This window comes from Rhizobium sp. GN54, assembly GCF_021026345.1.
GTDB lineage: Bacteria > Pseudomonadota > Alphaproteobacteria > Rhizobiales > Rhizobiaceae > Mycoplana.
In genome coordinates, this window is record NZ_JAJNCZ010000002.1 from 93164 (window position 1) to 107419 (window position 14256).

Consider the following 14256-nt stretch of genomic DNA (forward strand, 5'->3'; position numbering starts at 1 on the left):
TCCTCGCATGTGGCAGGATGGGGAGTGTGCCGGGGCGCAAGCGCGCCGGCAAGTGCCGGAGGCGAAAAGGCAAGGCGATCGCATGCGGCAAGTCCCGCTCTGGCCTGCCGGCCATCTCCCCACAAGGGGGGAAGGAAGTTCCGTGGCGAACCTCTCCCTCCGTCATCCCGGCCCCCGAGCCGGGATCCAGCCGCGCCGCGTCGGCGGCGCAAAAAACCTTTTTCACGCAAGGACTTGCGCGCGCTGGATGCCGGATCAAGTCCGGCATGACGGATGGGTGTGCGCCGGCGCCGGGTCAAGCCCTCAACCTCGTGGGGACCTCTCATGGGGTTCGCCTTCCTGGCGGCGCCACGACCTTCTCCGGATCGGGGTTGATCTGCATGCGGGGCGATGTTCTCGCCAGCGATTCGGAAGCTCAGTTCCCCGCGCTCTCCATCCGCCGTGTCTTCAACACCTTCTCCAGCCAACCGATCTCCATCTCAGGGACGGATTTCAGGAGCAGGTCGGTATAGTCGTCGAAGGGCGGCGAGAGCACCTTCGACTTCGGGCCGAAGCGCACCAGCCGGCCGCGGTGCATGACCGCGACGCTGTCGGCGATCGCACGCACGGTGGCAATATCGTGGGTGATGAACATGTAGGAGACCTGCGTTTCCTCCTGCAGCTTGAGAAGCAGCTTGAGGATGCCCTCGGCCACCAGCGGGTCGAGCGCCGAGGTCGGCTCGTCGCAGAGGATCAGATCGGGCCGGGCGGCGAGCGCACGCGCGATCGCCACGCGCTGCTTCTGGCCGCCGGAAAGCTCGGCCGGGTAGCGATCGAGGAAGCGGTCGCCCATCTCGATCTGGTCGAGCAGTTCGCGCACGCGTTCCGTCTTCTGCTTGCCGTGCAGGCCATAGTAGAAGGTCAGCGGCCGGCCGACGATGTTGCGCACCGTCTGGCGCGGGTTCATCGCGGTATCGGCCATCTGGTAGATCATCTGGATCCGGCGCAGTTCCTCGTTCTTGCGGCCCTTGAGCGCGGGGGGCAGCGGCTTGCCGTCGAAGGTGACAGCGCCCTCCTGCGGCGGCAAAAGGCCGGTGATGACGCGCGCGAGCGTCGACTTGCCCGAGCCGCTCTCGCCGACGACGGCGAGGGTCTGGCCCTTCGGCAGGTGCAGCGAGACATCGCGCAGCACCTTGAAGCCGTTGGAATAGCCGGCGGTGACGTTGTCGACCTTCAGCAGCGTGTCCGACTGGTCCTTCGCCTCTTCGCGGCCGGTGCCGCGGACGTTGACCAGCGCCTTCGTATAGTCCTGCGTCGGCGCCTCGATGATCTGTTTGACCGTGCCGTATTCCACCATCTTGCCGTGGCGCAGCACGAGGATATCGTCGGTGATCTGGGCGACGACGGCGAGGTCGTGGGTGATGTAGATGGCGGCGGTATGCGTCTCCTCGATCGCGTGCTTGATCGCGGCGAGCACGTCGATCTGGGTGGTCACGTCAAGCGCCGTCGTCGGCTCGTCGAAGACGATCAGGTCGGGGTTCGGGCAGAGCGCCATGGCGGTCATCGCGCGCTGCAACTGGCCGCCAGAGACCTGGTGCGGGTAGCGCTGGCCGAAGGTCTCGGGATTGGGGAGGCCGAGAACGTTGAATAGATGGAGGGCGCGCTTCTCCGCCTCCGCCCGGCTCATGATGCCATGCCTGAGCGAGGCCTCGATCACCTGTTCGCCGAGCCGGTGGGCGGGGTTGAAGGCGGCCGCCGCCGATTGCGCGACATAGCAGACCCTGGCGCCGCGCACCTTGCGGATGCCGGCATGGTCGAGCTTGAGCAGGTCCTGCCCGTCGAGAAGGACCTCGCCGCCGGTGATGCGGACGCCGCCGCGGCCATAGGCGAGCGCGGTCAGGCCGATCGTCGACTTGCCGGCGCCGGATTCGCCGATCAGGCCCAGCACCTTGCCCTTCTGGACGTCGAAGTTGACGCCCTCGACGAGGGTGACGGTCTTCGGCGGCTCGCCCGGCGGATAGCTCGTCGCCTCTATCTTGAGATTGCGGACGGAGAGCAGGTTGGCCGTTGATGGTTCAGGCATCGCCGCGTCCTCCCTTCAGGCTCGAGGTGCGTTTCATCAGCCAGTCGACGACGAGGTTGATGCAGATGGTCAGGAGCGCGATCGCGGCCCCGGGGATGAGGGCTGCGGAGATGCCGAAGATGATGCCGTCCTTGTTGTCCTTGACCATGCCGCCCCAGTCGGCGGCCGGCGGCTGGATGCCGAGACCGAGGAAGGAGAGGGTGGACAGGAACAGGATGGAGAAGGCGAAGCGCAGGCCGAATTCGGCGAGCAGCGGCGACAGCGTGTTCGGCAGGATCTCCCGGAAGATGATCCAGCCCGTGCCTTCGCCGCGCAGGCGCGCCGCCTCGACGAACTCCATCACCGCGACGTCGAGCGCGACGGCGCGGCCGATGCGGTAGACGCGGGTACTGTCGAGGATCGCCATGACGAGGATCAGGATCCACAATTGCTGCGGCAGGACGGCAAGCACGACGAGGGCGAAGATCAGTGTCGGGATCGCCATCATCAGGTCGTTGAAGCGGGAGAACAACTGGTCGACAAGCCCGCCGGTGACGGCGGCGACGAAGGAGAGCAGCATGCCGAGGCTGAAGGACAGGATGGTCGCGGCGAGGGCCACGAAGATCGTCGTGCGGGCGCCGTAGATCAGCCGGGAGAGCAGGTCGCGGCCGAGATTGTCGGTGCCGAACAGGAAGTCGCCGCCCATCGGCGCCCAGATGTCGCCGACGATCTCGCTCTCGCCGTAGGGGGCGATGAAGGGGGCGAAGATGGCGCAGAACAGGGCAAGCGCGATGCCCGCGATGCCGATCCATGCGCTTAGGGGAATGGCGCGCAGTCTCATCGCGGGTGCCTCAGTCTCGGATTGGCGATGATGGCGAGAATGTCCGCCGTCATGTTGAGGAAGATGTAGAAGGCGGCGAAGATCAGGCCGCAGGCCTGCACCACCGGCATGTCGCGCACCGTCACCGCGTCGACCATGTACTGGCCCATGCCGGGATAGACGAACACGACTTCGACCACGACGACGCCGACGACGAGATAGGCGAGGTTCAGCGCAATCACATTGATGACCGGGGCGACGGCGTTGGGGGCGGCGTGCCTGGCGATGATGCGGAGCCCGCTGAGGCCCTTCAGTTCCGCCGTCTCGACATAGGCCGAGGACATGACGTTGAGGATCGCCGCACGCGTCATGCGCATCATGTGGGCGAGGACGACCAGCACCAGCGTCGCGGTCGGCAGGGCGATCGCCGAGAGGCGCTGGGTGAAGCCCATGCCGTCATAGACGGTGGCCGGGAAGGTGGCGATGCCCATCTGCACGGCGAAGAACAGGATCAGCAGGTAGCCCACGAAGAATTCCGGCAGCGAGATCGCCGCCAGCGAGAAGACGTTGATGACCTTGTCGGCCAGGCGGTCGCGGAACTGCACGGCGAGCATGCCGAGGCCGATCGCGAGCGGGATCGATATCAGGGCCGCGAAGAAGGCGAGGAACAGCGAGTTGCCGAGCCGCTTGCCGATCTGCTCGCTGACGGAGTTGCGCGAGGCCCAGGAGGTGCCGAAATCGCCTTGCAGCGCGCCGCCCAGCCACTGGAAGTAGCGCGTCGTCGCCGGCTGGTCGAGGCCGAGGTCCTTGCGGATGTTCTCGACGGCCTGCGGGGTCGCGGACTGGCCGAGATAGGTGGTGGCGAAATCGCCGGGCAGGGCTTCGACGCCGCCGAAGATCATCAGCGACACGGCGAAGAGAAGGGCGACGCTGAGAGCGAGGCGCTGCAGGATCAGTGCTGCGAGCGGGCTTCTCCTGGAAAAGCCCCCCCAGGGCGAGAACGAGCCCTGGTCATTCGGGGATGCGGCGGGCGGGGACTGCGTGGTGGGACCCGATCCGGCCAGACCGGAAAGCTGCGGGTTTCCACCCGCAGCCTCCGTCATTGCCGGGCCCTGATCTTGTGCCGGTCCGCCAGGCATCAGGATTCCAGCCAGACGCGCGTTGCGACATAGCCGTTGGACATGTCGTTGCCGATGTCATGGACATAGCCCTTGACCTGCTTGGAAGCGGCGTTGACGAAGTCGTTGAACATCGGAAGGATCAGGCCGCCCTCGTCGCGCACCATCATGCCCATGGTGTGGTACATCTCCTTGCGCTTGGCCTCGTCCAGCTCGGAGCGGGCCTCGAGCAGGATCTTGTCGAAGTCCGGACGCAGGAAGCGGGTGTCGTTCCAGTCGGCGGTCGACAGATAGGCGGTCGAGTACATCTGGTCCTGGGTCGGGCGGCCGCCCCAGTAGGAGGTCGAGAACGGCTGGACGTTCCAGACATTGGACCAGTAGCCATCGCCCGGCTCGCGCTTGACCTCGACATTGATGCCGGCCTTCTTGGCGCTTTCCTGGTAGAGGACCGCGGCATCGACCGCGCCCGGGAAGGCGACGTCGGAGGTGCGCAACAGCACCGTGCCGTCATGGCCGGACTTCTTGTAGTGGAAGGCGGCCTTGTCGGGATCGTAGGCGCGCTGCTCGATACCCTCGGGGAAGAGCGCATAGGTCTCGTTGATCGGGAAGTCGTTGCCGATCTTGCCGTAGCCGCCGAGGATCTTCTGCACCATCGTCTCGCGGTCCATGGCGTATTTCAGTGCCAGGCGGAGGTCGTTGTTGTCGAAGGGCGCGGTGTTGCAGTGCATGATGAACACGTAGTGGCCGCGGCCGGAGGTGTTCAGGATCTCGACCGTGGGGGCGCGCTTCAAAAGGTCGACGGTCTTGGGGTCGACGCGGTTGATGTAGTGCACCTGGCCCGACGACAGGGCGGCGATACGCGCGGTGGCGTCGTTCATGGCGATCAGTTCGACGCTGTCGACGAAGCCGCGGTCGGAGCGCCAGTCGTCGGCGTTCTTCTCGAAGGTGGCGCGCACGCCGGGCTCGAAGCTTGCGACCTTGTAGGGGCCGGTGCCGATCATCGCGTTCGGATCGTCGAGGCCGCCGTTCGGCTGGATGACCAGGTGGTAGTCGGTCAGGAGCAGCGGCAGGTCGGCGTTGCCTTCGGTCAGTACGAGGACGAGCTTGTCGCCGTCGGCCTTGATCTCCTTGATCGACTTCATCACGCCGAGCGCGCCGGATTCCGACTTCTCGTCGGTGTGGCGCTGCAGGGTCTTGATGACGTCGTCGATCGTCAGTTCCTTGCCGTCATGGAACTTGACGCCCTTGCGGATGTTGAAGGTCCAGGTGGCGGCGTCGGCGGACGGCTCCCAGGATTCAGCCAGCGCCGGAACCGGAGCGCCCGTCAGCGGCTCGGATTCGACCAGCATGTCGCCCCAGCAGCGGCCGGCGACGAAGGTGAACTGAGAAAGCGATTTTGCCGGGTCTTTTGAATCGGTTGCGGCCGCGCCTTCAAGCCCGAGCTTGAGATGGCCGCCGCGCTTGGGCTCCTGCGCCCTGGCGGCGGTGTCGAACATTGTGCCGGCGGCGGCGAGCGTGACGCCGAAGGCGGCGGCGCGACCCATGAATTCGCGGCGGTTCATCTTGCCCAGCAGCACCTGGCGCGCGAGATAATCGGTATAGTCCGTCATTCCCCTGTTCCCTTCGTTAGACCGCTTGCGGCCTTCTTGTGTCTGGTAGAATTTCTGGTCTGCCGCCTGTCCTGTCGCAACGGCGGCTGTGCGGTGGCGCGCGGCGGCGCCTCATGCGTGGTCAATGGTCTCCTTCATGTACACGGTCGCTTGCGGCCGCTTGCTGATTGATAAGATTACTGAAAATGGCACAAATGTAACGTCTTAAATTTCCTCGCTTGTGTATAAACGGCACTTACGCAAATGCCCGCGACAAGCGCGAGCACGCATTTTCAGGGCATGGCGGTGTGGATGAAAAGGCCGCTCAGCGGCCCTTCCACACCGGATCTCGCTTCTCGGCGAAGGCGCGGGCGCCTTCGAGCTGGTCCTCGCTCGAATAGAGGACGTCCACCGTCGGAAACTGGCGGCGGGTGATCCTGTTCATCGTCGTCTGGAACGTCTCGCCCTCGGCCGCGCGCACCACTTCCTTGATCGCAGCATAGACCAGCGGCGGGCCGCTCTCCAGCAGCCTTGCCAGTTCCCAGGCCCGGTCCAGAAGCTTGTCTGCCGGCAGGATCTCGTTGACGAAGCCCCAGCGATGCGCCTCCTGCACGTCGAGCCAGCGGCCGGTCAGAAGCATGTCCATGGCGATGTGGTAGGGAATGCGCTTCGGAAGCTTGATCGAGGCGGCGTCGGCGACGGTGCCGGAACGGATCTCGGGGAGGGCGAAGGTGGCGTGCTCGGCTGCGAGGATCAGGTCGGTCGAGAGCGCGATCTCGAGACCGCCGCCGCAACAGATGCCGTTGACGGCCGCGATGATCGGCTTGTTCAAGTCGCGCAGTTCCTGCATGCCGCCGAAGCCGCCGATGCCGTAGTCGCCGTCCACCGCGTCGCCCGCCGCCGCCGCCTTCAGGTCCCAGCCGGGGCAGAAGAATTTCTCGCCCGCGCCGGTGACGATGGCGACGCGCAGGCTGTCGTCGTCGCGGAAATCGCGGAAGATTTCGCCCATGATGCGGCTCGTCACCAGATCGATCGCGTTGGCTTTCGGGCGATCGATCGTGACTTCGAGGATGCCGCCTTCGCGGCGCTTGCGGATCGGTCCGGTCATGGGCTCACTTCCTCAGACGGATCAGGGCGTCTGCCGCGACAACCCCGTCGCCGTCAGCAAGCACCATGATAGGATTGATATCGAGTTCATCGACAATTGAAGCGTTTGAAACGACATAGGATGCCGCCGATGCGACGGCTGCGACGAGCGCGTCGACGTCGCCGGGCGGGCCACCGCGATAGCCCTGAAGCAGTTTTGCGATCTTCAGGCCGGAAATCGCCTCGCGGATTGCCCTGTCATCGGTCGGAAGCGTCAGAATGGCCGAATCTTCCAGCAATTCCACCAGGATTCCGCCCGCACCGACCGTCAGCACCGGACCGGCGACAGGATCGCGCATCGCGCCGACGATGACCTCGGCGACGGGGCGGCCGACCATCTTCTCGACGAGATAGCCGGACGCGACGCCGGCCATGGCGGCGGCGGCTTCCAGCACCGCCTCCCGCGTCTGCAGGTTGAGCTTCACCGCCCCGGCCTCGGTCTTGTGGGCGACGCCAAGGCCCTTGAGCACGACCGGGAAGCCGAGTGCTTCGGCGGCTTCCGCCGCCTGTGCCGCATTCTCCGCCACGCGGCCCTCGGGGACGGGAAGGTCGTATGCTGCCAGCGCCGTCTTGGCCTCGTGCTCCGTCAGTGTCACCGGCTCGCCTGCGGCTGTACCAGCCCTGACCAGCGGCGCGGGCAGGGGCTTCTCCCAGAGGGCGCCGATCGTGGCTGCGGCCTCGGCTGCCGCCAGCGCCTCCTCGATGCCGTAGAAGGGCACGACGCCGTTTTCCATCAGCATCAGCGCGGTCTCCTCGGGCATGTTTTCGCCCATGCTGGCGACGATGCCGGCGAGTGCGCCCGACGCCCGCGAGGCGTCGATGACGGCATGGCAGGTCGTCACCCAGTCGCTCGCGTCGCAGCGGTCGAGGCGGGGAAAATCGAGCACGATCAGGTTCAGCGCATAGCCACCCCGCATCATCGCGGTGAAGGCTTCGGTCTGCTTCTCGCGGTTGCCCCAGACGAAGGTGTGGTAGTCGAGCGGGTTTGCGATCGTCACCATCTGGCCGAGCGCCTCGCGCAGCGGCTTTCGCTGTTCTTCGTGCAGCGCCCGGTAGACCACCTTCCGCTTCACCCCGGCATCGGCCATCAGCGAGGCCTCGCCGCCCGAGCAACTCATCGAGGAGATATCGAAGCTTGCGAGCGGGCCGTGCAGGTGCAGGAGCTTCAGCGTCTCCAGCAGTTCCGGCAGCGTCTCGACGCGGCCGATGCCGAGGCGGGAGAGAAGTGCGGTGGAGACGGCGTCGTTGCCGGCGAGCGAGGCAGTGTGCGAGACGGTGGCAAGCTGCGCCTGCTCGGACTTGCCGACCTTCAGCGTCACCACCGGCTTCTTCAGTTCGCGGGCGCGGCGGGCGAGCCGTTCCAGCGCATCGATGCTGTCGAAGCCCTCGATGTGCAGGCCGACGGCGGTGACGCGCGGGTCCTCGAGCACGGCGCAGGCGAGGTCGCAGAGCCCCGTCTGGGCCTGGTTGCCGGCCGTCAGGATATAGGCGAGCGGTAGCCCGCGCTGCTGCATGGAGATGTTGCAGGCAATGTTGGAGGACTGGGTGAGGACGGCGACGCCCTTGTCGATCCTGACCATGCCGTGCTGGTCGGGCCAGAGCAGGGCGCCGTCAAGCATGTTGATGAAGCCGTAGCAGTTGGGGCCGAGGATCGGCATGTCGCCGGCGGCTTCGACGAGGGATTTCTGCAGGTCGTCGCCGTCGGCAAGCTCGGTCACCGCCTCGCGGAAGCCCGAGGCGTAGCAAACGGCACCGCCGGCGCCGCGGGCGGCGAGGTCGCGGATGATCTCGATCGTCAGGTTGCGGTTGACGCCGACGAAAGAGGCGTCGGGAGCCTCGGGGAGGTCTGCGACGGAGCGGTAGCAGCGGCGGCCGTGGATCTCGTCCCTGGTCGGATGGACCGGCCAGATCGCGCCGGCAAAGCCCATCTTGTCGCACTGTTCGATGACGCGCCCCGCCTCCTTGCCGCCGAAGACGGCGATGGAGCGGGGCCGGATGAGGCGGTCGAGGGAGCGGGTCATGCTGGTCATGCCGATACCCCCCTCTGCCCTGCCGGGCATCTCCCCCTCAAGGGGGGAGATCGGAGGAGGCCGGGTCTCGCCCGGTGCCTGGCCGTCAGCGGTCGCTGTGGGGCGGGAGTGGCGCTCGTAGCGGACATCTCCCGTATGGATGAGTGGAACTGCGTGGCTTGCTCTGCTGATGTTCTTGTCAATGTCGCAGCGAGGGCGGCAGGTCCCGCCGGGGCAATTACGAACGCGGCGCGCGCTTCCGGCCGATCTCCCCCCTTGAGGGGGAGATGCCCGGCAGGGCAGAGGGGGGTGAAGGCCACAATCCTCATCGCCTCAAGCCCCCAGCGGCCGCAGCAGGTCGCGGCTGATGATGTGGCGCTGGATTTCGGAAGTGCCGTCCCAGATGCGCTCGACGCGGGCGTCGCGCCAGAAGCGGGCGAGCGGCAGGTCGTCCATCAGGCCCATGCCGCCATAGATCTGGATCGTCTCGTCGGTGACCCGCGCCAGCATTTCGGTGGCGAAGACCTTGGCCGAGGCGATCTCGCGGTTGGCCGGCAGGCCCTGGTCGAGGCGCCAGGCGGCCGACAGGGTCAAAAGGTCGGCGGCATCGATTTCCGTAATCATGTCGGCGAGCTTGAAGGAGACGCCCTGGTTGGCCCCGATCGGCTTGCCGAACTGCTTGCGCTCGGCCGCGTAGGACAGGGCGTAGTCGAAGACGCGCCGGGCGCGGCCGACAGAGGTGGCGGCGACGGTGATGCGGGTCGCGTACAGCCAGTCGTTGGCGAGGTCGAAGCCGCGATGGACCTCGCCGAGGATCTGAGACGACGGCAGGCGGCAGTCGTCGAAGGAGAGTATGCAGTTCTTATAGCCGCGGTGGGAGACGGAGTTGTAGCCCTCGCGGATCTCGAAGCCCGGCGTGCCGCGGTCGACGAGGAAGCTCGTGATCAGCTTCTTCGGCCCGCGCGGCGTCTGTTCCTCGCCTGTCGCAATGAAGACGATGACGAAGTCGGCGATGTTGGCGTGGGAGATGAAGTGCTTGGTGCCATTGACGATCCAGTCGTCGCCGTCCTTCTTGGCGAAGCACTTCATGCCGCGCACGTCGGAGCCGGCGTCCGGTTCGGTCATGGCCAGCGCATCGAACTTGTCGCCGCGCACCGCCGGGATCAGATATTTCTCGCGCTGCTCGGCGTTGCAACCCATCAGGATGCCGGAGGGGCGGCCGAAGAACACCGTCAGCGCCATCGAGCCGCGGCCGAGTTCGCGCTCGACCAGGGTAAACGAGGTGTGGTCGAGCCCGGCGCCGCCGACTTCCTCGGGGAAGTTGCAGCCGAAGAAGCCGATCTCCTTGCACTTCCGGGCGATGTCCTGGCCCAGTTCCGGCGGCACGAAACCCGTGCGCTCCACCTCGTTTTCGTGCGGATAGATTTCGGTCTCGACGAAGCTGCGGACCGTGTCGACGATCATCTGCTGCTCGTCCGTCAGTGCGAAGTTCATGCTGTTCTCCCTCGTTTGTTCGGGGGCGGCGCCTGCTGGGCTGCCCCTCATCCGCCTGCCGGCACCTTCTCCCCGCTGGCGGGGAGAAGGGATTTGCCGCGGCGTCTCGTCCTCTGCCGCCCGGTCCCATCCGGCCGGGCATGTGAGCCTCGGCCGGTCCGGGTGGTATACAATCTCTCCGCCGGTGCTTCGTTCTCCCGTGAAGCGCCGGGCGTTTGCCACTTGTTCCTTCTCCCCGTTCACGGGGAGAAGGTGCCGGCAGGCGGATGAGGGGCAACCCCTCCCGGCCCTGCGGGCCACCCTCCCCACAAAGGGGAGGGACGAAAGGCTAGCGCTTCTGCCCCACATGCCGCCCCGCGCCTTCCGGCACCGGCAGGCGGGCATGGGCTTCGGTCAGCGCCTTTACCTTGTCGAGTACGGGCGCCGGAGCGGCGACGGCCTTGCCGGCCTTGCTATCCACGTGCAGCATCAGTTGTTCGGCGGTGGCGACGGGTTCGTTGGTCTCGGCATTGTAGATGGTCGAGAAGAACTGCAGGCGCTTGTCGTCCGAGGACAGGATCTGGCAGGTGGTGTAGAGCGCGTCGCCGAGTTTGGCCTCGCCGAGATGGCGGATGTGGGTCTCGACGGTGTAGTAGCTGTGGCCGTCGCGGACATAGTCCAGGTCGACGCCGATCAGGCGCAGCACGCCGTCGGAGGTGTCGCCGAAGACCTGCAGGTAGCGGTGCTCGGTCATGTGGCCGTTATAGTCGACCCAGGCGGCGGAGACCTTGGTGTCGAGGATTTTCAGCGGCTTCACCTCGCCGAGATCGACCTCCGGCTTTTTCGCGTTCGCCCAGAGATAGTCCTCGAATTCGGTCAGGAGCTTGCCCGCGCCCCAGCCGCGGCCGTCGTCGCCGGCCTTCAGCGCGTGCATGATGCCGACGAGGTTCTGGTCGCGGATGCGCTCCAGCTCGCGGATGCCGCGGGCGCCGGACTGGGCGTCGGACTGGTCGGCGATCTTGTTGACCAGTTCGTCGTCCAGGTCGACCACGTCCATCAGCTTCGTCCACGGCCAGGAGAGGCAGGGGCCGAACTGGGCGAGGAAGTGGCGCATGCCGGCCTCGCCGCCGGCGATGCGGTAGGTCTCGAACATGCCCATCTGCGCCCAGCGGATGCCGAAGGAGTAGCGGATCACGTCGTCGAGGGTCTCGGTGTCGCAGATGTCGTCCTTGATCAGCCACAGGCCCTCGCGCCAGACGGCCTCCAGCAGGCGATCGCCGACGAAGGCCTCGATCTCCTTGTTGATGATCACGCCCTTCATGCCGATGGTGGCGAGCTTGGCCTTCGCGTCCTCCAGCGTCGCGCGCGCCGTCTTCTCGCCGCCGACGAGTTCGGCGAGCGGCAGCAGATAGACGGGGTTGTAGGGGTGGGCGACGAACATGCGCTCGGGATGCTTCATGTCGCGCTGCAGGTCGGTCGGCATGATGCCCGAGGTGGACGAGCCGATCAGCGCCTTCGGGTCTGCTGCCGCGTCGATCTGGGTGAGGACGCCGCGCTTCAGGTCGACGCGCTCGGGCACGCTTTCCTGAATCCAGTCAGCGCCTTGCACGGCTTCCTCGATGCTCTTGACGAAGGTGAGCCTGCCCTTCGGCGGCAGCGGCGCCATGGTCAGCATGCCATAGGCCCGCTCGGCGTTCGCCATCACCTCGCCGATGATGCGTTCGGCTTCCGGGTGCGGGTCGAAGATCGCGACGTCGATGCCGGCGAGCGCAAACCGCGCCGCCCAGGCCCCGCCGATAACGCCGCCGCCGATGCAGGCTGCCTTGGTGATCTTGGTCATGTGGTCGTTCCCTCTCAATTAAGACCCCTCCCCAACCCCTCCCCACAAGGGGGAGGGGCTTAACCTGCCGATCCGCTTTGCCCGCATCGATGGCCCGAATTGGTGGAAGCAGTTCTGCTGTGTGTCGCCGGCGGCGCCACGGGTTAAGCCCTCCCCCTTGTGGGGAGGGTTGGGAGGGGTGTTTTCTTATCGCTTGGTCAGCTTCAGCTTCTCGCGCACCTCGGCCGGGCCGATGATGCGGGCGCCCATGTTTTCGACGACGGTGACGGCCTTCTCCACGAGCTGGGCATTCGTCGCGAGCTGGCCCTTGCCGACATAGAGATTGTCCTCCAGCCCGACGCGAACGTTGCCGCCGGCGAGCACGGCGGCGGCCGGATAGGCCATGGCGTTGCGGCCGATCGAAAAGGCCGAGAAGGTCCAGTTGGCGGGCACATTGTTGACCATCGCCATGTAGGTGTTGAGGTCGTCGGGCGCGCCCCACGGAATGCCCATGCAGAGCTGGATCAGCACCGGATCCTGGATCAGGCCTTCCTCGACCAGTTGCTTGGCGAACCACAGATGCCCGGTGTCGAAGGCCTCGATCTCGGGGCGGACGCCGAGGTCGGTCATCTGCTTTGCCATGGCGCGCAGCATCGACGGCGTGTTCGTCATCACGTAGTCGCCGAGCGAGAAGTTCATCGTGCCGCAGTCGAGCGTGCAGATCTCCGGCAGGCACTCGGCGACGTGGGAGACGCGCTCGGTGGCGCCGGCCATGTCGGTGCCCTGTTCCTTCAGCGGCAACGGCTTCTCGACGTCGCCGAAGATCATGTCGCCGCCCATGCCGGCGGTGAGGTTGAGCACGATGTCGACCTCGGCCTGACGGATGCGGTCGGTCACTTCCTTGTAGAGGTCGTTGCGGCGCGAGGGCGCGCCTGTCTCGGGATCGCGGACGTGACAGTGGATGACGGCAGCACCGGCCTTGGCGGCCTCCACAGCGGCCTCTGCGATCTGCTTCGGCGTGATCGGCACGTGCTTCGACTTGCCGACGGTGTCGCCCGAGCCGGTCACGGCGCAGGTGATGAAGACGTCGCGATTCATGGTCAGGGGCATTTCGTTCTCCCGTATTTGTTCGTTGCGGCCATTACGAGCCAAGCCGATGCAACGTGCTTTTCAATTTCGGCGGCATTCTTTACACTTCAGGAAGATTGCGAAGGAGTTGCGCCGATGCTCGAACCGTCGTCGGACACGCTCGAACTGGACATTCTCGTGCTGCCGGAGACGAACCTGATCCTCGTCGCCTCCGTCATAGAGCCCTTGCGCGCCGCAAACCGGCTCTCCGGGCAGGACCTCTACCGCTGGCGGCTCTTCTCGCCGGATGGTGCGGCGATCGAGACGCGCAGCCGCATTCCCGTTCCCGTCGACGGACCGTTCCGGCCCGAGCAGGAGACGGTGCCGCTGTTCATCCTGTCGAGCTACCAGTGGCAGGCGAGCGCCACGCCTGCGCTCAGGCGGCAACTGTCGCGTACGGCCCGGCACCGCACGATGATGGCGGGGATCGAATCGGGGAGCTGGCTCCTGGCGCAGGCTTGCCTGCTCGACGGCCACTCGGTGACGATCCACTGGGAGGATCGCGAGGATTTCGCCGCCGCCTATCCGCAGGTCAACGTGCTGACGGAACGCTATGTCATCGACGGCAAGCGCATCACCAGCGGCGGCTCGCTGCCGACGCTCGACCTGATGCTCGAGATCATCCGGAGACGGCAGGGCTATTCGCTGGCGCTGGAGGTGTCCAGGATCTTCATCTACGAGCACGAGCGCACCGGCGGGCTGCTGCAGGTGCCTGCGCTCGGCAATATGCGGGTGGCCGACCAGCGGGTCAGCCAGGCGGTGCGGCTGATGGAGGAGACGGTGGAGGCGCCGGTGACGCTGACGCGGCTCGCCCGCCGGATCGGCATTTCCGCCCGCCACCTGCAGGACCTGTTCCAGGAGACGATGGGGGTGGCGCCGCACCAGCACTATCTGGCGCTCAGGCTGAACGCGGCCCGGCGCAAGGTGATCGAGACCAGGCACGAATTCGCCGACATCGCCGCCGCCACCGGCTTCAATTCCTCGTCTGCCTTCTCCCGCAGCTACCGCGCGCACTATCACGAGAGCCCGACGGAAACACGCCGGCGGCTGCGGACGGCGGGGAAGGGGTGAGGACTGGGGAAAAGGCGGGCGGCAGGCCGCTGTCGGCTTCGG

At 66.2% G+C, this 14256-nt stretch carries 10 protein-coding genes; 1 reads left to right on the plus strand and 9 read right to left on the minus strand.

The genetic code is table 11. The features are described 5' to 3' along the window. Positions 1–415: 415 nt before the first annotated feature. From LQK81_RS06530 to LQK81_RS06570, 9 genes are all read right to left on the minus strand, one after another. Entirely contained in the window at positions 416–2062 is a 1647-nt protein-coding gene (locus LQK81_RS06530) for an ABC transporter ATP-binding protein (protein ID WP_230804632.1), read from the minus strand. Next, the gene (locus LQK81_RS06535; RefSeq protein ID WP_230804634.1) at positions 2055–2882 is read right to left on the minus strand and encodes an ABC transporter permease; all 828 of its coding nucleotides are present in this window, start codon (positions 2880–2882) and stop codon (positions 2055–2057) included. The genes LQK81_RS06530 and LQK81_RS06535 overlap by 8 nt, the downstream gene beginning before the upstream one ends. Further along, entirely contained in the window at positions 2879–4015 is a 1137-nt protein-coding gene (locus LQK81_RS06540; protein ID WP_230805602.1) for an ABC transporter permease, read from the minus strand. Before LQK81_RS06540 ends, LQK81_RS06535 begins: the two co-directional genes overlap by 4 nt. Beyond that, positions 4000–5589 (minus strand): ABC transporter substrate-binding protein, encoded by a 1590-nt coding sequence (locus LQK81_RS06545; protein WP_230804636.1) that lies wholly within the window; start codon positions 5587–5589, stop codon positions 4000–4002. The genes LQK81_RS06540 and LQK81_RS06545 overlap by 16 nt, the downstream gene beginning before the upstream one ends. A gap of 304 nt (positions 5590–5893) precedes the next feature. Next, entirely contained in the window at positions 5894–6676 is a 783-nt protein-coding gene (locus LQK81_RS06550; RefSeq protein WP_230804637.1) for a carnitinyl-CoA dehydratase, read from the minus strand. A 4-nt stretch (positions 6677–6680) separates the two neighbouring features. Continuing rightward, on the minus strand, positions 6681–8744 hold the full coding sequence (locus LQK81_RS06555; protein ID WP_230804639.1) for an acetate--CoA ligase family protein: 2064 nt from the start codon (positions 8742–8744) through the stop codon (positions 6681–6683). Positions 8745–9056: 312 nt separating this feature from the next. After that, a complete protein-coding gene (locus LQK81_RS06560) occupies positions 9057–10217 on the minus strand; it encodes an acyl-CoA dehydrogenase family protein (RefSeq protein WP_230804641.1) in 1161 nt (386 codons plus the stop codon). Positions 10218–10545: 328 nt separating this feature from the next. Then, positions 10546–12036 (minus strand): carnitine 3-dehydrogenase, encoded by a 1491-nt coding sequence (locus LQK81_RS06565; RefSeq protein ID WP_230804643.1) that lies wholly within the window; start codon positions 12034–12036, stop codon positions 10546–10548. A gap of 186 nt (positions 12037–12222) precedes the next feature. Beyond that, complete coding sequence (locus tag LQK81_RS06570; RefSeq protein WP_230804644.1) at positions 12223–13125, minus strand: 3-keto-5-aminohexanoate cleavage protein; 903 nt, start codon at positions 13123–13125, stop codon at positions 12223–12225. A 114-nt stretch (positions 13126–13239) separates the two neighbouring features. Here LQK81_RS06570 and LQK81_RS06575 point away from each other — a divergent pair, with 114 nt between their 5' ends. After that, positions 13240–14214 carry a GlxA family transcriptional regulator gene (locus LQK81_RS06575; protein ID WP_230804645.1) on the plus strand — a complete coding sequence of 325 codons (975 nt, stop codon included), beginning with the start codon at positions 13240–13242 and terminating at the stop codon, positions 14212–14214. The last annotated feature ends 42 nt before the right edge of the window (positions 14215–14256 follow it).